This window comes from Arthrobacter globiformis (assembly GCF_046536215.2).
Lineage (GTDB): Bacteria > Actinomycetota > Actinomycetes > Actinomycetales > Micrococcaceae > Arthrobacter > Arthrobacter globiformis_E.
Window position 1 is genome coordinate 4,818,479 of the sequence record NZ_CM143421.1, and the last position, 17,576, is coordinate 4,836,054.

A 17,576-nucleotide genomic window follows, 5' to 3' on the forward strand; every position below is an offset into this window, starting at 1 on the left:
GGGCCAGCGCCCGATACCGGCCACGTAAAGCGGATCGGGTAGTCTAGACCCGGCAGACAGGGCTGCTGAACCCTGCCACCAAAAACACACAGGAGAGTTGTGAACGCTGATCTCGTCGTAGTCGGTTCGGGTTTTTTTGGCCTGACAATCGCGGAACGCGCCGCCACGGAGCTGGGGCTGAAGGTCGCCGTCCTGGACCGCCGCCACCACATCGGCGGCAACGCATACAGCGAAAATGAGGCCAAGACCGGCATCGAGGTCCACCGGTACGGTGCCCACCTCTTCCACACCTCCAACGAGCGGGTCTGGGAGTACGTCAACCGCTTCACGGCGTTCACGAGCTACCAGCACAAGGTGTACACCAGCCACAAGGGCGAGGTGTACTCCATGCCCATCAACCTGGGCACCATCAACCAGTTCTTCCGGTCCTCCATGGGCCCCGGCGAGGCACGCGCCCTCATCCAGGAGCAGGCCGGCGAACTCGCGGGCACCGATCCGCAGAACCTGAACGACAAGGGGATCCAGCTGATTGGCCGGCCCCTGTATGAGGCGTTCATCAAGTACTACACCGGCAAGCAGTGGCAGACCGACCCCAAGGATCTGCCCGCGGAAATCATTTCCCGGCTTCCGGTCCGCTACAACTACGACAACCGCTACTTCAACGACACGTATGAGGGGCTGCCGGTTGACGGTTACACCGCGTGGATCGAGCGGATGGCCGACCACCCGAACATCGAGGTCCACCTCAACACAGACTTCTTCGACGGCGGCGAATACGGCCGGGACGCCGTGCGCGGCCAGGTGCCGGTCATCTACACGGGCCCCGTCGACCGCTACTTCGACTACGCCGAAGGCGACCTGTCCTGGCGCACCATCGACCTGGAGGAAGAAGTCCTTCCGATTGAGGACTTCCAGGGCTGCTCGGTGATGAACTACCCGGACGAGGACGTCCCGTACACGCGGATCCACGAGTTCCGGCACTTCCACCCCGAGCGTGACTACACGAAGGATGCCACGGTCATCATGCGGGAGTTCTCCCGCTTTGCCGAAAAGGGCGACGAGCCTTACTACCCGGTGAACACCGCCGTCGACCGCGAGAAGCTCCTGGCCTACCGCGACCTCGCCCGCGGCGAGGAATCCGTGCTGTTCGGCGGCCGCCTGGGAACCTATAAATACCTCGACATGCACATGGCCATCGGATCGGCCCTGAGCATGTTCGACAACAAGATCAAGCCGCACTTCAGCGGCGGTGCGAAGCTGGAAAGCGGAGGAGTAGACGCATGAGCGTAGCGACGGAGTTCCGGCAGGGAACCGAACCGGGCACTGACAAGACCGTGTGGAAGACAGTCCACCGCGTTGTTTTCCCGGTCGACGGCGATACCGACACACTCCCGCTGTACGTCGACTTTGACGCCGCCCGCCGTGTGGTGGAGTCTCAGGACACCGGGAGCAAGCGCACCCCAGCCGCACCGCTGGTGTCCCACCGCAGTGAGATGCGTTCGGACTTCATCCTGGGCCGCCGCGAACTGTCTCTGCCCGCGCACCGCCGCGTTTCCTTCGGAACATACTTCAACGCGTTCCCCGCCAGCTACTGGCGTGCCCACACCGATGTGCAGCAGGTCCGCCTGAGCATCGAGGTGGACGCCGAGGCGACGGTCATCGTCTACAAGTCCAGCCCGCGCGGCAGCTCAAACCGGGTCCAGAGCCTGCACGTCACGGGCGGCACCACGGCCACCTGCGACCTCTCACTCACCACGTTCGCCGACGGCGGCTGGTACTGGTTCGACCTCGTCGCCCACGGCGCCGATGTGAAGCTGAAGCAGGCCGACTGGTCTGTTCCCCAGCCCGAGGGATTCACCCCCGGGTCGCTGTCCATCGCGGTCACCACGTTCAACCGGCCGGACTACTGTGTCAAGCACCTGCGGACCTTTGCCGAGTCCGAGGATCTGCTGGCGGTCATGGACCGGCTCATCGTTACGGACCAGGGCAACCAGAAGGTCCGCGACGAGCCTGGGTTCGACGAAGCCGCGGCTGTGCTCGGCGACAAGTTCAAGCTCGTTGAGCAGGGCAACCTCGGCGGATCCGGCGGCTTTGCCCGGGGCATGCACGAGGCAGTCGAGGGCGGCGAGAGCAAGTACGTCATGCTCCTTGACGACGACGTCGTCGTGGAAACCGAAGGCGTCCTCCGTGCAGTCAACTTCGCCGACTTCACCCGCAGCGCCACGATCGTCGGCGGCCACATGTTCAACCTCTTTGAACGTTCCGTGATCCACAACTTCGGCGAGGGCATCAACGAGTACCGGTTCCAGTACCAGCCCATTGGCGAGGCGCAGAGCGCCCATGACTTTGCCTCCAGCAACCTGCGCACCACCCCGTGGATGCACCGCCGGATCGACGTTGACTACAACGGCTGGTGGATGTGCCTGATCCCGACGTCGATCATCCGGGAGATCGGGCTGGCCCTGCCCGTCTTCATCAAGTGGGACGACGTCGAGTACGGTATCCGTGCCAAGGCACACGGCTACACGACGGTGAGCCTGCCCGGCGCCGCGGTCTGGCACATGCCCTGGACCGAGAAAGACGACACCATCGACTGGCAGGCCTATTTCCACCAGCGGAACCGGTGGGTGGCGGCAATGCTGTACTCGCAGTACGAAAAGGGCGGCCGTCTCCCGATTGAGAGCTTCCTCCAGGACGTCCGGCACCTGCTTTCGCTCCAGTACTCGGCCGTGGAATTGAGGAACCGGGCCCTCAAGGACCTGCTGGACGGGCCCTCGCACCTGCACCGGACCATCGGCGGCAAGCTCCCCGAGATCCGCAAGGTCCGTTCCGAGTTCCCGGATGCCCAGGTCAGCAAGGACATCACCCAGTTCCCCGCGGTCAAGCGGCTGCACCTGCCCAAGTTCGGCATGGTTCCCACGCGGCCCAAGAACTTCGCGCAGACCCTGTCCAGCGCGCTGTCCGGCGCAATCCGCCAGCTCCGCCCCGTGGACCCGGCCGCAGCAGAGCACCCCGAGGCCGTCGTACCGGCAGCGGATGCGCGCTGGTGGCGCCTTTCGCACCTGGATTCAGCACTGGTGTCGGCTTCCGACGGTACGGGCGCGTCCTGGTACCGCCGCGACAACGTCCGCTTCCGCAAGGAGCTGCTGCGCAGCCTTGCCCTGCACACCCGCGTCCTGGCCCGGTGGGACGAGCTCTCCGCGTCCTACAAGAAGGAACTGCCCAACTTCACGTCTCCGGATGCCTGGCGCAAGACCTTCGCGGCCAACTCCGGCTCCGAGGCTGAGCAGCAGAAGCCCGGTCAGTGACAAACGGACGCACCTCTCCTACCCAACAGGACTCCGGCCGGGCGCTGGTGGCGCCGGGTACCGGGAACGGGCTCGTTGACGTGTTCCGTTCCCGGTTCCTCCTGAAGCTCCTTGTCCGCAAGGAGCTCAGGATCCGGTACCGGGGCTCGGTCCTCGGCCTGCTGTGGACCTACGTCAAGCCCGGGGTCCAGTTCATTGCCTTCTACATTGCCCTGGGTGTTTTCCTGGGACTGGAGCAGAGCCCGAGCAACAGGGGAGGACTGCCCAACTACGCGGTCTACCTGTTTTCCGGGATCATCCTGGTGAACTTCTTCACCGAGTCCCTGAGCACGGCCACCCGGTCGATCGTCAACAACAGCGGGCTGATCAACAAAATCTACCTGCCGAGGGAACTGTTTCCGGTGTCCTCGGTGTGGGTCTCGGCGGTCCATTTCTTCCCGCAGCTGTTCGTCCTTGTGGTGGCCTGCCTGTTCAGCGGCTGGCGGCCAGGCTTGCTGGAGGCGGTCACCGCCGTCGCCGGCTTTGTCATGATTGCGCTGCTTGCCACCGGTCTGGGACTCTTCTTCGGCTCGGTCAACGTGTACTTCCGCGATTCAGAGAACCTCGTGGACCTGATTTTGCTGATCGCCACCTGGGTTGCCCCGGTCCTGTACTCCTGGCGGATGGTCCTGGACAAGGCGGGCGAAACCTGGTTCGCGGTTTACCAGCTGAACCCGATCACGATCGCGGTGGAGTGTTTCCACCATGCCTTCTGGCTGCCCACGACGTCAGGGGCAGAGGGAAGCCCGCCGAATCTGGTCTCTGTGTGGGTTCCCGTGGGGCTGCTGGTCTCGCTTGCCATCCTTTTCCTCGGCCAGTGGACTTTCCGGCGGCTCGAGGGCCGCTTCGCACAGGAGCTGTGAGTCTTGACCACCGCAATTGAAATCCGCAACATCAACAAGCAGTTCGTCCTGCGGCACACCCGGTCACTGAAGGAAGCCCTCGTGTGGCTCCTGCGGGGCCGCAAAGGTGACCTGTCGAAGAAGTTCCATGCGCTCCGGGACCTGTCCATCGACGTCGAGCATGGCGAAACGGTGGCCCTGCTGGGCCTGAACGGGTCCGGGAAGTCAACGCTGCTCAAGCACATCTCCGGCGTCATGCTCCCCGATTCCGGAACTGTGCGCACCGGCGGACGCGTTGCCGGCCTGATCGAAGTCGGCGCCGGGTTCCACCCTGACCTTTCGGGGCGGGACAACGTCTTCCTGAATGGCGCGATCCTCGGGATGACGGAGGCCCAGATCAAGGAAAAGTTCGACTCCATCGTCGAGTTTGCCGAGATCGGCGAGTTTATCGACACCGAGGTCAAGTTCTATTCCTCGGGAATGTACCTCCGGCTGGCGTTCTCGGTGGCGGTCCACACGGATCCCGACGTCTTCCTGGTCGATGAAATCCTCGCCGTGGGTGACGAACCGTTCCAGAAGAAGTGCCTCGCCAAGATCAAGGAACTCGCCGCGGCCGGCAAGACGCTGGTGGTGGTGAGCCACGACCTCGACCTGGTGGCCCATGTCTGCGAACGCGGAGTGCTGCTGGAACACGGGCGGGTCATCATGGACGGCCCGGTTGCCGACGTGATCGGCCGGCTCCGCGGCCACTAGCGTCCCGCAACGCGTGCACTGCCGTATGCTTCAACTGCTGCCGTAAAGCTTCACCGCAGCCACGGTCTTGCCGTCCGCGGCCCGACCTGTAATCACTCTTGGAGGAAATTTGTCCTGGCTGACTTCGCTGCCGGCCCTGCTGGCGGCCGTGGCAGTGGTGATCCTTCCCGGTGCCGCGCTTGCCTGGTCCCTGGGTTTCCGGCGCACCAGCCTGCTGGGACTGGCACCTTTGCTCTCCCTGTCCATTGCGGGGGTCGGCGCCGTGCTGGCGCCGTTCGTCCATGTGGAGTGGGGGATCGGCGTCGTGCTCGTGACCGCCGCCCTGGCGTCCGCGGCCGCGTGGGCCGTGACGCGGCGGCCGTGGCAGCGCCCGTCGCCGACGGCGGTGCGGCAGGCTGTGCAGCAGGGCGACGGCTGGCCGACCCTGGCCGCAGGTGCCGTCGGCGTTGCCGTCGGTGCCATGCTGATCGCCCGCCGGGTGATCCAGCTGGTGGGCGAGCCGGACAACATCTCCCAGCGCTATGACAACGTCTTTCACCTGAACGCCGTCCGCTTCATCCTGGACACAGGCAACGCATCCACCCTGAACCTCGGCAGTATGGCCGGCGGCACCGGGGGTCTGTCTTCCGTGTACCCCGCGGTGTGGCATTCGCTGGCCGCCCTCGTTTCACAGCTGACCGGTGCGTCTGTTCCGGTATCTGTCAACGTCATCAACCTCGTGGCCTCGGCGGTGATCTGGCCGGTTTCCGTGGTGTTCCTGACCCGCGTTGTCATCGGTCCCCGCCCGGTTGGCCTGATGGCGGCGGGAGTACTGTCGGCGGGCTTCCTGGCTTTCCCCTACCTGCTCCTGGTGTGGGGCCCCTTGTTCCCCAACCTGCTCTCCGTCAGCGCCCTGCCCGCCGGCGTCGCCGCGGTAATTTTCGTCTGCAGACTGTCTCCGACACTGCGTGAACCTCCGCTGCGGGCCTGGCTCGTCCTGCTGGTGGCAGTTCCCGGACTCGCCCTGTCCCACATGAGCGCTGTCAATGCGCTGCTTGCGTTCAGCATTCCGGTGGTCCTGGCCCGGCTCTTCCTCTATGTCAGGGAGATGATCCGTACCAAGGCAGCGGCGCGGAAATTTGGCCTGGTGGCCTTGGCCTCGGTGGCAAGTGCGGTTGCCGTTGTGGTCGCATGGCAGAAGCTCCGTCCGGCGCCATACAACGGCTGGACGCCGCACCAAACTGTGCCTGGCGCCATCGGCGAAGTGATTGCCAACGGCCCCATGAAGACGGACGCCACAATCCTCATCTCGGTGCTGGCCCTGATCGGCGTGGCCAGGATCGTCCGCCGGCGCACACAGCTCTGGCTGCTCGGTTGCTACCTGGTCGCAGGGTTCCTGTACGTTGTCGACGCCGGATTCGCGGCCGGCTGGGCCCGTGCGTTCTTCACGGGCACGTGGTACCAGGACACCTACCGGCTCGCGGCCTACCTTCCGATCTTTGCGGTGGTGCTGGCAGCCCTTGGCGTGCTGGCCACGGCAGACGCCATCAAGGCCGCCGCCGGTGTCCTGGCGCTGAAAGTGCCGCGGGCAGGGGTGCGTCTGAGCGGCGTTGCGGGCTTCGCGGTGATCCTGGCCGTCTGCCTCGGTCTTGGCTGGGCCACGCAGACCGGGCCGGTCCGGGGCTACGTCGCCTCCAGCCAGTACTTCTTCGAGCGGGATACGAAGGACTCAATTGTTTCCTCCGATGAGTATGCCCTGCTGGCCCGCCTCGGTTCGGAAGTTCCGGAGGATGCGGTCATCGCGGTGAACCCGTGGAACGGCGGGGCACTTGCCTACGCTTTTTCGGACCGCAAGGTACTGGAATTCCACATGGGCCAGCGGGAGACCAAGAGCATGCGGGTCGTGGCGGAGTCGCTCGCGAAGGCAGACACGTCACCCGCAGTTTGTGATGCTGTCCGGGAAACGAAGGTGTCCTATGCCCTGGACTTCGGCTCGCAGTATCTCCTCAACCACCCGGAGAGCAGGACGTATCCTGGCCTGCAGAACCTCGCGTCCTCGGGCGCCGTGAAGCTCGTGGACCAGCAGGGGAACGCCAAGCTGTTCAAAGTGGTGGCTTGCGGCTAGCAGCAGGCACCAAGAAAAAAGACCTCCGGAACAGGCACCCTGCAGGGTGCGCCTTCCGGAGGTCTTTTTCTTGAGGCTGGTTGTCAGCTTCCGAAGGCCTCAATCAGCGCTGCCACAGTGCGTTCGGCGGCGTGGCCGTCGCCGTAGGGGGTCGCATCCGTGGCCGCCGGGGCCGGACGCCGGACCGTGTCGGCCAGGACGCTCAGGTCCTTGCTCACCAGCACGTTCCAGCCCAGTTCCACGGTCTCCACCCATTCGGTTTCGGGGCGGATCGTCGTGCACGGGGTGCGGAGCAGGAAGGCTTCCTTCTGGAGTCCGCCGGAGTCGGTGATGACGCCGGCGCTGTTCCGGACAGCGTGGACCAGCTGCGGGTAGGCGAGAGGCGATGCAACGCGCACCGCCCCCTGCTCCAGCTCAATGCCGTGCTTGGCCGCAAGGTTGACGAGCCGGGGGTGGGCCAGGAGGAAGACCGGCTTTTCCAGGCTGGCCAGGGAGCCGACGATGGCGGCGAGGCGTTCCGGGGAGTCGGTGTTGTCCGGCCGGTGGATGGTGCAGACGTAGTATTGGCCCGGTACGGCATCGACCGGGAGCGGCTGGTCGCCGCCGTCGAGCATGTCGCGGACCTTGAAAAGGACGTCGGTCATGACGTCTCCCACCAGGACCGTCCGCTCCGCGAGGCCCTCGGTGGCGAGGTGCTTGACGGCCACCTCGGTGGGGGCCAGCAGGAGGTCGGCGCTGTGGTCGGTCAGGACGCGGTTGTGCTCTTCGGGCATCCGGCGGTTGAAGGACCGCAGGCCTGCCTCGAGGTGCGCGACGGGGATGTGCATCTTGATGGCGGCGATGGCGGCGGCAAGGGTCGAGTTGGTGTCGCCGTAAACGAGGACGCAGTCAGGGGCAGACTGTTCCAGGATTTCCTCGAGCCCGTGCAGCATGGCGCCGGTCTGGGCTCCGTGCTTGCCCGAGCCCACACCCAGGTTGAAGTCCGGTGCGGGGATGCCGAGGTCGCGGAAGAACACATCGCTCATGAGCTCGTCATAGTGCTGGCCCGTGTGGGCGATCAGGTGTTCTGCCTGGCCCTCCATGGCGGCCGCGATCGGCGCAAGTTTCACAAACTGGGGACGTGCGCCAACGACGCTGAGAATTCGCATGGGTTCCAGTTTAGTTGCAGGCAGCGCAGATTTCCGCCCGGGGGAGGCCTGCGCACCGTCAGGACCGGGAAAAGACGCCGGCCCGGGCGCGCAGCCGTTCTGTCAGGTAGTGCCGGAGCACCGAGTCCCGGGACAGGATCGCCGCCGGGTTCGCGGGGACGAGGTCGCCCAGGCGGCCCGCGTTCCGGTGGCGTTCGACGGCGGTGCGCAGCGACCGAACGTCGGCCGCCGCCGCGGCTGCCCGGGCCAGTTCCGTATCCCGGCGGCTCACTTCCGGCAGGCTGCCTCCGGCAAAGGCATACAGCCGGGAGGAAATATCGGCCCAGTACGCACGCTCCGCCTCGTTCCACAGGGCATCGTCGGGGACGCCGGAGGCGCCGGCACGGCGCAGCAGCGCGCCGATGCCGTGGACGCGCAGGACCTTCAGTGCAACGGCCCGCCGCTCAGAGCGGGAGGCTGGCCGCAGCCATTCGGACGCGAGCAGCCGTTCCAGCCATTTGAATTCGTCCGCCAGGTTACTGAGCGAGCTCGTGACGCGGCCGGCACCCGAATCGTCGGTCTGGTGATAGGCGGGGGCGCCGTAGGGGTAGCAGACGGGGCCGGAGCGGAACCAGAGCTTCAGGGTCGCCTCGATGTCCTCTCCGGTCCGCAGCCCCTCCGCATAGCGGAATCCGACGTTGGTGAGGGCGGAGCGGCGGAGCAGCCCGTACGGCACGCTCCGGTAGGCGAGGCCGTCTTTGAGGGGATCCAGGATGGCCGGCTTCGAGGGCCGGATGCGGGGCGCCGACAGGATGGTTCCCTCCGGGGTGCGCAGCGGAGCGATGACTGCCGAAGCGCCGGCCGGCTGGGCGGCCTTCCACCACGCGGCCAGGGACCCTGGTTCCAGATGGTCATCCGAGTCGAGGAAGCTCAGGAATGTTGCCGTGCTGGCGTCGAGCGCACGGTTGCGGGGTCCAGCCGGGGACGGGACGCCGTCGTCGCACGTCAGCCAGGTGACGCCGTCGAACTCAGAACCGGCGCCGGAACCCGCGGTGACCCCGGCGGCTGCGGCGCCGAGATTGTGCAGCACCACTGTCACCCGGAGCTCAACACCCAGCCCGGACAGTTCGGCGCGCTGTGCCAGGGCTGAACTGACGGCGCGTTTGAAGGGTCGCTCTACATCATGGACGGGAACGACCACTTCGATGCTCTGGCTCATGGGGGTGCGTGCTCCTCGGCAAGGTTTCATTGGACCCGCGATAACCTTACTGGGTGGACAACAAAACACAGGACTCCGTGCTGCTCGACGTGGTGATTGCCGTGCACACTCCGGACCGGCCGGTGGGGCGCGCTGTTGCTTCCCTGCTGGAGGGCGGCCTGGCTGCGGAGGCCGGTGCGCCGCGGCGCCTGCGGATCAACGTGGTATGCCACAACACGGACGTGGAACCGATCCGGGACCGTGTGGCACCCGAGCACCGGGAGCTGGTTCGTTTCCTGCACTACGTGGACGGCATCAAAAGCCCGGCAGGTCCCTTCAACCACGGCATTGCCGAAGCCACCGGCACCTGGGTGGCCATCATGGGCAGCGACGATTCGATCGAACCCGGCGCCCTGGCGCAGTGGGTTGAGGCTGCCGAACGGGACGGTTCCGACGTCCTGATCGCCCCGATGGCGCACGCCGGGGGTGGCCCGATCCGCACCCCGGTGGTGCGGCGTACCCGGCGCGGCCACCTGGACCCGGTGGCCGACCGTCTCACCTACCGGACCGCGCCGCTGGGGCTGATGCGGCTCTCACTCGTCCGGCAGCTAGGCCTCACGTTTCCGCCGCGCTACGCCACGGGGGAGGACCAGTCCTTTTCCGCGAAGCTGTGGTTCTCCGGCGCGAAAATCCGCTACGGCCGTGGCCTGCCCCGTTACCTGGTGCATGCCGATGCAGCCGTCCGCGTGACCCACACGCCGCGGCCGGTCACGGAGGACCTGGCCTTCGCCACCGACCTCGTGCTGTCCGACTGGTTTACGGAGCTTCCGCAGCGCGCAAAGGAAGCGATCGTCACCAAGATCATCCGCGTGCATGTCTTTGGGCATGTCCTGCTGCGCGCGGAAGCCGGGACCTGGGACAAGGAAGACGCGCGGGAGATGGCCCGGGAGCTCCGGAAGCTGCTGTTCGGGGCGCCGCAGGCTGCCCGTCCGCTTTCGCTCGCCGACAGAAAACTGCTCGACGCCGTTGCACGCGAGGAACCGGACGTGGAAGTGATGAAGTCGCTGGCCCAGGCGCGGCGCCGCTTCGTCAGCCCGCAGACGTGGGTGCCCCGCGACGTCAGCAGGGTGCTGCATCCGGAAGCACCCTTCCGGTTCATGAGCGCCTCGGCCCTCGTGTAGGGCCTGCCCGCCTAAATTTCCAGACACGCCAAAGGAACACATGAAGATCCTGGTAGTTGCCACGTGGTACCCGCATGACGAAAACCCCGCCGAGGCGCCCTTCAACGCCGAACACGTGGAGGCGGTCCGCGGCCGGGGCCACGATGTGCGGGTGGTCCATGTGCGGCTCGGAACCGCGCTCGGCATGCCGGGGAAGGCGTCGGGCCTGTGGGAGGGAACACCCGTGCGGCGCATCGCTGCCGACCCCAAACGCCCTTTCACGCTCGTGCAGGCGGCACGGACGCTGGCGCGGGAAATGGCCTGGGCCGACGCCGTCCACACCATGGCGTTCTCCTCCATTCTGGTCACCATGCTGCCGTGGGCTGCCCGGACCCTTGCCGGCCGGGGGCCGGCGTGGGTCCACACGGAACACTGGAACGGCGTGGTCAACCCGGCGAGTGTTTCGCCCCTGTGGGAAAAGCTGGCCGGAATCCGGGCCGTTCTGCGGCTGCCCCATGTGGTCACCGGCGTGACCGGACAGCTGGCCACGGAGATGCAGCGCTTTTCCCGGCCCGGCGCCGCAATGGTGGTGCCGTGCGTGGTCAAGGGGCGGGGCGCCGTCGTCCCTGCATCATTCGGGAATCCGCTCCGGCTGGCCGCCGTCGGGGGACTAGTGGCCAGGAAGCGCCCGCTGGAAGCGGTGGACACCATCGCCTGGCTCAGGGATCACGGCACCGCGGCCCACCTGACCTGGGTGGGGGACGGGCCGTTGCGGGCAGCGGTTGAGTCCCGCGTTGCGGAGCTCGGCCTGGGAGACCACGTCACCCTGGCCGGTTCGGTCCGGCCTGCCGAGGTGGCCCGGCATCTGTCGGCGGCGGACCTCTTCTTCCTTCCGACGGCGCAGGAGAACTTCTTCACGTCCGCGGCCGAGGCCCTGGCTGCCGGCCGTGCCGTGGTGGCCACGAGGGTCGGGGGCTTCAGCGACTACGCGGATGCCCGCAACAGCAGGCTGGTGGAGGACGTGACGCCGGAATCGCTGGGACGTGCAGTGCTGGATGCCAGGGATGCGTTCAAGGACGTGCCCGCGGAGGACATCGCGCGCCCCATCCGGGAGAGGTTCTCGCCGGAGGCGGTGGGTGAGCTGTTCGACGGGGCATATACAGCGGCACTGGCCCGTGCCTGAAAAGCCGGTACCGAAAACTACGCGATAGGGAAATTCTTGAGGTCCGAACCCAGGGTTCTTCAGTTCAACGACTGTGCCTTCGTGGCCCGCAATATGGTGCGGGCAGCGGCGAGGGCCGGCATCGAGTGGGCTTACATGCCGCCGGAGCAGGTCCGGCCCATGACCGCCGCTCCAAAGAACCCGCTCCTTGCCCGGGCGCGGTTCGTTCCCTTCGTGGCGCGCCGGGCTCTCCGGCTCCGCGCGGCCGACGTCGTGCATGTCCACTACGGAACGAGCGCACGGCTTCTCCGTGAACGCGGCATGCCGCAGCGGCCGTACGCGCTCACCCTGCACGGGACGGATATCCGCAAGCAGTGGAAGGATCCGCAGTTTCACGGCGAGATCCAGCAGGCGATCGACGGGGCCGCCCACGTTTTCTTCGCCAATAACGACACCGCGGAGAACGCCCTCCGTGCCCGCCCCGATGCCGAGTTCCTTCCTGCCCTCGTGGACGCCGCCGCGCTGCCCTCGTGGCACCCCGGCGGGCGGCCGTCGATACTTTTCGTCTCGCGGTGGGATGACGACAAGGGCGTGGAGCGGCAGCTGGAGCTGGCGCGGAAGCTTAGCGCCGCCGTCGGAAACCGGGCAGAAATCCTCGGCCTGAACTGGGGGCCCGGTGCCGACGCGGCGCGCCAGAACGGGGTGACCCTGCTGGAACGGATGCCTCAGGATGACTTCCACCGGATCATGGCACAGGCACATCTAACCATTGGCCAGGCCACCAACAACTTCGCCACCAGCGAGTTCGAGGCCCTCTGCATGGGTGTCCCGCTTGCCGCCCTGGGCTCCCGGCTTCCGCGGCCCGACGACGGGACCACACCGCCCGTGCTCGAGGGAACCGATGAGGACGTGGTGGAGCAGGTCGTGGCGGCTCTCGATGACCCCGTCGCTGTCACCACACGGCTGGGCGGACGCGGCTGGGCGCTGCCCCGCTACGACGCGGCGGCCTTTGTGCCGCGGCTGACAACGCTGTATGCCAGGATCGCGGCCGGCCGCGCTTAACGGCCGGAGCGACCGCTAGCTGCCGGCCGCGGTCGCTCCGGCGGGGGAGTGCAGCCCGGCGAGGGCCGCCTGCTGGGCAAAGTCCGGGTTGGCCTGGACAACCTCGTCGAAGGTGCCCTGGGTGAGGATGGTGCCTTCCTTCATGAAGCACACCTGATCGTTGTTGCGGATGGTCGACAGCCGGTGCGCCACAGAGATGACGGTGATTTCGCCGTGCAGTTCACTGATGGCCTGGGCTACTGCTGCCTCCGTGGCGGTGTCGAGTGCGCTCGTCGCCTCGTCCAGCACCAGAACGAGCGGGTCCATGTACAGGGCGCGGGCTATTCCGAGGCGCTGGCGCTGGCCGCCCGACAGGGCAAGACCGCGTTCGCCCACCCGGCCGTTGATGCCGTCCTTGCGGGACTCGATGGTTTCCAGGAGTTGGGCGCGCTGCAATGCGGTGCGGACGCGGTCCTCGTCGATGTCGCTGCCCCATGTCAGGGCGACGTTTTGGGCCACGGTGCCGTCAAAAATGGCGACTTCCTGCGGCACATAGCCAACCCGCTTGCGCCAGTCGGCCAGTACATCCTCGAGCGGGACGCCGTCCAGCGTCATGGTTCCTGCCGAAGGAGTCAGGAGGCCCAGGAAGATATCGATCAGGGTCGACTTGCCGGCGCCAGACTGTCCCACCACACCGATGGACGACCCCATGGGCAGCTGCAGATTGATGTTCTGGACGGCCGGCTGTCCGGCACCGGGGTAGGTGAATTGCACGTCCTTAAGCTCGAGCAGCTTCGGTTCATGCCGGATGGGAGTTTTGCCCAGCTTTTCCGCGTGCTTGCGGAACTCGGCGGCGTCCTTGATGTCCCGCATCACCGTCTCGGTGTAGGGGAGAGTGGACTGCACAACCGTCAGCTGGGACTGCATGGCGGTAAGCGCGGGAACCATCTTGAAGCCCGCCAGGCCGAAGATCGCCACGGACGACATGGCAGCTTCGATGCCTCCGATGAGGTAGCCGACGGTACCGATGAGAAGGAAGCCGCCGATGAGGGCCATGTCAATGACGAACTTCGGCACCGCGCCCATGAACCGGATATTCGAGCGGGACCGTGCGGCGATTTCACGGCTGTCCATCACGATGCCGCCCACCTCGTCCGCCTTGTCCCGGAGGGTGATTTCCTTCAGTGCAGCCAGCATCTCGGATACCAGGGTGGACATCCGCATGGCGGCGTCACGGTTTACCTTGCCGGCCTCGTAGGACTTCTTGGAGAGCCACAGGTAAAGGAAGGCTGCGATGGCGCCGAGGTAGACAAGTGTCGCCAGAGCCGTCTGCCACGACGCGCCGATCAGGACCACCAGCACCGAAACAAAGGTCAGTGCCATTGCAGGCAGCGTGACCGCCGGAAGGAGGACGCCCGATACCGTGTTGGCAATACCGACGTCGATCATTCGGACCAGCTCAGCGGTGGAACGCTTCATCCGTTCGGTCCAGGGAGCTCGGATGTAACTCTGGAACAGCACCGTGCCGATCTCGAGTTCGTAATCGGCGAATTTCCTGGTTGAGATCCATTGCAGCCAGATGTTCAGCACCGACTTCAGGATCATCACCATGGCGGACCCGACGAGCAAAAGCAGCCCGAACTCCTGGCTCATGGATCCGATCAGGGGCAGGCTCATCTCTCCGCCCTTGAGGATCTGGTTCAGCACGAGGGCGAAAACGCCGAGGGCGGCTGCGTCGAGAAGCGCCAGAACCGCTGAGAGGACGCCGAAGAGCAGGAGGAATCTCCGTGCATTCATCGGCAGAAGCGGCAGCAGTTCGCGCATGGTGCGGCGCAGTTGTCTCAAGAAGTTACTCCAGAACGGAAGGGGAAGGTCCTTCCCCATACTACCGCCGGGCCCCGCTCCGGCTGTGATGGCAGGGGACGTGGCTAATGCGGGGATCCGGCGGAGCAGACGCGTGAAATCGCCCCTGCCGGGTGTCAATGAGAGGATAAAGGCATGAGCGACCAAATCCGGGTGACCCAACTGTTCGACTGCGCTGACGTTGGCAAGACCATCGTGAAAGCGGGCGTCAGCCACGGGAAGCCTTGGAAAATCATCCAGGGACCGTGGACGAGGGGCGGCACTAAAGCGGCGTACTACCGGTTCCGGCTTGAGCAGGCAGCAGCTTACCCCCGTACGCAGCTTTGGCATGTGAATATGGGCGGCAGGGCCAAGTGGGCGCGCGGAATGTTCTCCCGTCCCTACGCCCTCACCCTGCACGGAACGGACATCCGCGAGAACTACTGGCAGGACCAGCACCACGCTGTGATGAAGAGCGACATCGACGGCGCCGGACACGTTTGGTACATGACTCCCGACGTCCGGGAGAAGGCGGAAAGCGTCAGGCCCGATGCCGAGTATTTCCCGATTCCGGTGGAACCGGACGAACTGCCGGCCTGGAGCCCGGCGTCCCGGCCGCGGGTGTTCTTTCCGTCACGCTGGGACGCGTCTAAGGGCGGTGACGCCTTACTCAAGACAGCGGCGGACGTGGTCGCCGCCGTCGGGCAAAAGGACGTCGATATTGTCGGGCTGGATTGGGGAGACCGGGCCGCCGAGGCCGCAGGCCTGGGTGTCACCCTGCTGCCCAAGATGCCAAAGGACAAGTTTCTGCTGGAGATGGCAAGCGCCCACGTGGCGGTGGGCCAGGTCGCGGGAATCCTCGCCACGAGCGAGCTGGAGGCATTGGGAATCGGTGTCCCCGTCGTCGTCGCCGATCCAGTGCCGGGTTATCCGGACGATCTGGCGACTGTTTCGGTAGCGCGGGCCGATGTCGGCCAAGCGGTGCTGGAATCGCTTCAGGATCCGCGCTCGCTCTCCAATCGACTCGATGGGCCGTCCTACGTTCGAAGGAACCACAGCGCTGAAGTCATGCTGCCCAGACTGGAAGCAGGCTACGCCAAGGCGCTGGAGAACGCCCGATGACCAAGCCCCACCTTCTTTACGTCGCTTTTGCCTTTCCGCCCAGCACGGCTTCCTCGGTCTACCGCTGCGCTGCTGTTGCCAATGCCTTTGCCGAGGACGGATGGGATGTCACGGTCCTCACGGTCGACCCGCAGGTTTGGTCGCAGATTTCCGGAGTCGACGAGAAGCTGGCGGAGTCGGTTCACCCCGCTATTCGCATTGTCGCCGTGGACGACGGCGGCGCCGAAGAACCAGCCAAGGGGGACCTCCGCCGCTACTCGCGGTTCAGGATCGAGGCTCCCTACCTGTGGAAGGATGCGCTGCGCCGCCGCAGCCGGCGGAACTTCCCGGAGGACTTCCACGGAGCGTGGCTGAAGCCTGCCAGCGAGGCTGCCCGGGGCATTCACGCTGAAAAACCTGTGGACCTGGTCATGGCTTCGGCCAGCCCGTACGTCGCATTTGGCGTTGCCCGTGCGCTTGAGGGTGTCCCCTACGTCATGGACTACCGCGACGCGTGGGCTTTCAACACCATATCCGGGGCGGAGGACTTTACCCCGGACAGCCCCGTGGGGAAGCGCGAGGCCGAGTACCTTCACGATGCCGCGCAGGTCTGGTTCGTCAACGACCAGATCCGGGATGAGTACGCACGCCGCTATCCGGAGTCCGCCCACCTGATGCGGGTGGTGGCCAACGGGTTCGATCCCCAGCCAGGCCATGCCAGGCCGGCTGTGCGGCCAGCGGAACGTCCGCGCTTCGGCTACCTTGGCACCCTGCAGTATGTAAACATGCCGCTGCAGGAATTCCTGGACGGCTGGAGCGCCGCCTTCGGTCCGGACAGCCCGGAGGCGGAGGCCGTGTTCCGCGGGAAGCTGAGCGCTTCCGGAGCGGCAGGCGCTGAGATTCTCGAGATCTTTGGGGCCGGCCGCCAGAACGGCCTCCGCTACGACGGGCCGATCTCCAAACGCGACGTCGCCGCGTTCTACGGAAGCATGGACGCCCTGATTCTCCTGCTGTCCAGCGGTAAATACGTGACCGGCGGCAAGACCACCGAGTACCTGGCCACCGGACTGCCGATCGTTTCCGTGCACGACATGGAGAACGCAGCCACGGATCTGCTCCGGGATTACCCACTGTGGTTCCCGGCGAAGGAGCTTACCCCTGAGGGGATCGCCAATGCGCTGCGTGACTGCGCCGAGGCTTTGCAGGAGCCGGACGAAAAGCGCTGGGCCGCTGCCTGGGCCTACGGCCAGCAATTCCTTCGCAGTACGATCCTGGAGCCGGTCATCGCCGACCTGCGGGGAATCGCTGGGCACGGCGCGGCCAATCCGCAGCCGGCCACAGAAGAAAGGAGCCAGGCGTGACTTCCGCCAAGGCGCTGCACGTGAGTATCGTCGTCGGCCGTAGCAGCCACCCGCAAGCCGTCATCGATGATCTGTGGAACCGTGCCGTCGGCGCGGTGGGCCAGCAGGCCGGCCGGATAACGGGGACGGCGGTCTACGCCCATGACGGTGGCTCGGCTGTCACGGCGGGGGACGACCGCCTGACGGTGGTGCCGCTGGCCAAGCCCCGCGGCGGCAGGCTCGGCTCGCTGGTGTCGTCCGCCGCGGGCAAGCCGGGTCCCGTCGGTGTGGCCGGACGGCTTCTTCGGGACAATTTCGAATCCCGGGGCCTCGCACGGACCCTCGCCGGCCGTGTGGACCTTCAGGAAAAGTTCCGGAGTTCGGACGTCGTTGTCGCGGCTGACCTCACCGCAGACCGCTCCGTCTGGCAGTTGCGCAACAACACAGGTGCCGGGCTGGTACACGGTCCCGTCGCCATGCTGCATGCGCTTCGGGAGACACTGCAGAAGTGATCGTCCACCAGGCCCGCCGATGAGTCCATGGCATGTCGCCTGTGGAA

The 17,576-nt window shown here is 66.0% G+C and carries 14 protein-coding genes; 11 read left to right on the forward strand and 3 right to left on the reverse strand.

The window, feature by feature from the left end; genetic code table 11:
• Positions 1–99 precede the first annotated feature (99 nt).
• From glf to R5O87_RS21905, 5 genes are all read left to right on the forward strand, one after another.
• Entirely contained in the window at positions 100–1,284 is a 1,185-nt protein-coding gene (gene glf / locus R5O87_RS21885; RefSeq protein WP_410554040.1) for a UDP-galactopyranose mutase, read from the forward strand.
• On the forward strand, positions 1,281–3,308 hold the full coding sequence (locus R5O87_RS21890) for a glycosyltransferase (RefSeq protein ID WP_410554041.1): 2,028 nt from the start codon (positions 1,281–1,283) through the stop codon (positions 3,306–3,308). The genes glf and R5O87_RS21890 overlap by 4 nt, the downstream gene beginning before the upstream one ends.
• The gene (locus R5O87_RS21895) at positions 3,305–4,210 is read left to right on the forward strand and encodes an ABC transporter permease (protein ID WP_410554042.1); all 906 of its coding nucleotides are present in this window, start codon (positions 3,305–3,307) and stop codon (positions 4,208–4,210) included. The genes R5O87_RS21890 and R5O87_RS21895 overlap by 4 nt, the downstream gene beginning before the upstream one ends.
• Before the next feature lie 3 nt (positions 4,211–4,213).
• Entirely contained in the window at positions 4,214–4,942 is a 729-nt protein-coding gene (locus R5O87_RS21900) for an ABC transporter ATP-binding protein (RefSeq protein ID WP_410554043.1), read from the forward strand.
• Positions 4,943–5,051: 109 nt separating this feature from the next.
• On the forward strand, positions 5,052–7,046 hold the full coding sequence (locus R5O87_RS21905) for a DUF6541 family protein (RefSeq protein WP_410554044.1): 1,995 nt from the start codon (positions 5,052–5,054) through the stop codon (positions 7,044–7,046).
• Between the two features lie 83 nt (positions 7,047–7,129).
• On the opposite strand, the gene wecB is transcribed toward R5O87_RS21905, so the two are convergent.
• Together wecB and R5O87_RS21915 are read right to left on the reverse strand one after the other, a co-directional pair.
• On the reverse strand, positions 7,130–8,194 hold the full coding sequence (gene wecB, locus R5O87_RS21910; RefSeq protein ID WP_410554046.1) for a non-hydrolyzing UDP-N-acetylglucosamine 2-epimerase: 1,065 nt from the start codon (positions 8,192–8,194) through the stop codon (positions 7,130–7,132).
• A 58-nt stretch (positions 8,195–8,252) separates the two neighbouring features.
• The gene (locus R5O87_RS21915; protein ID WP_410554047.1) at positions 8,253–9,392 is read right to left on the reverse strand and encodes a hypothetical protein; all 1,140 of its coding nucleotides are present in this window, start codon (positions 9,390–9,392) and stop codon (positions 8,253–8,255) included.
• Positions 9,393–9,445: 53 nt separating this feature from the next.
• On the opposite strand from R5O87_RS21915, the gene R5O87_RS21920 reads away from it, so the two are divergent.
• Genes R5O87_RS21920 through R5O87_RS21930 form a run of 3 tightly spaced genes read left to right on the forward strand, consistent with a single transcriptional unit; the run spans position 9,446 to position 12,755 of the window.
• On the forward strand, positions 9,446–10,552 hold the full coding sequence (locus R5O87_RS21920; RefSeq protein WP_410554048.1) for a glycosyltransferase: 1,107 nt from the start codon (positions 9,446–9,448) through the stop codon (positions 10,550–10,552).
• Between the two features lie 40 nt (positions 10,553–10,592).
• Entirely contained in the window at positions 10,593–11,714 is a 1,122-nt protein-coding gene (locus R5O87_RS21925) for a glycosyltransferase (protein WP_410554049.1), read from the forward strand.
• 36 nt (positions 11,715–11,750) lie between these two features.
• Complete coding sequence (locus tag R5O87_RS21930) at positions 11,751–12,755, forward strand: glycosyltransferase (protein WP_410554050.1); 1,005 nt, start codon at positions 11,751–11,753, stop codon at positions 12,753–12,755.
• A gap of 15 nt (positions 12,756–12,770) precedes the next feature.
• On the opposite strand, the gene R5O87_RS21935 is transcribed toward R5O87_RS21930, so the two are convergent.
• Positions 12,771–14,579 (reverse strand): ABC transporter ATP-binding protein, encoded by a 1,809-nt coding sequence (locus R5O87_RS21935; protein WP_410554051.1) that lies wholly within the window; start codon positions 14,577–14,579, stop codon positions 12,771–12,773.
• Between the two features lie 153 nt (positions 14,580–14,732).
• On the opposite strand from R5O87_RS21935, the gene R5O87_RS21940 reads away from it, so the two are divergent.
• Genes R5O87_RS21940 through R5O87_RS21950 form a run of 3 tightly spaced genes read left to right on the forward strand, consistent with a single transcriptional unit; the run spans position 14,733 to position 17,529 of the window.
• Positions 14,733–15,698 (forward strand): glycosyltransferase family protein, encoded by a 966-nt coding sequence (locus tag R5O87_RS21940; protein ID WP_410554052.1) that lies wholly within the window; start codon positions 14,733–14,735, stop codon positions 15,696–15,698.
• The gene (locus tag R5O87_RS21945) at positions 15,695–17,038 is read left to right on the forward strand and encodes a glycosyltransferase (protein ID WP_410554053.1); all 1,344 of its coding nucleotides are present in this window, start codon (positions 15,695–15,697) and stop codon (positions 17,036–17,038) included. Before R5O87_RS21940 ends, R5O87_RS21945 begins: the two co-directional genes overlap by 4 nt.
• Positions 17,035–17,529: a hypothetical protein gene (locus tag R5O87_RS21950; RefSeq protein WP_410554054.1), complete on the forward strand. Its 495-nt coding sequence runs from the start codon at positions 17,035–17,037 to the stop codon at positions 17,527–17,529. The genes R5O87_RS21945 and R5O87_RS21950 overlap by 4 nt, the downstream gene beginning before the upstream one ends.
• Positions 17,530–17,576: the final 47 nt, after the last annotated feature.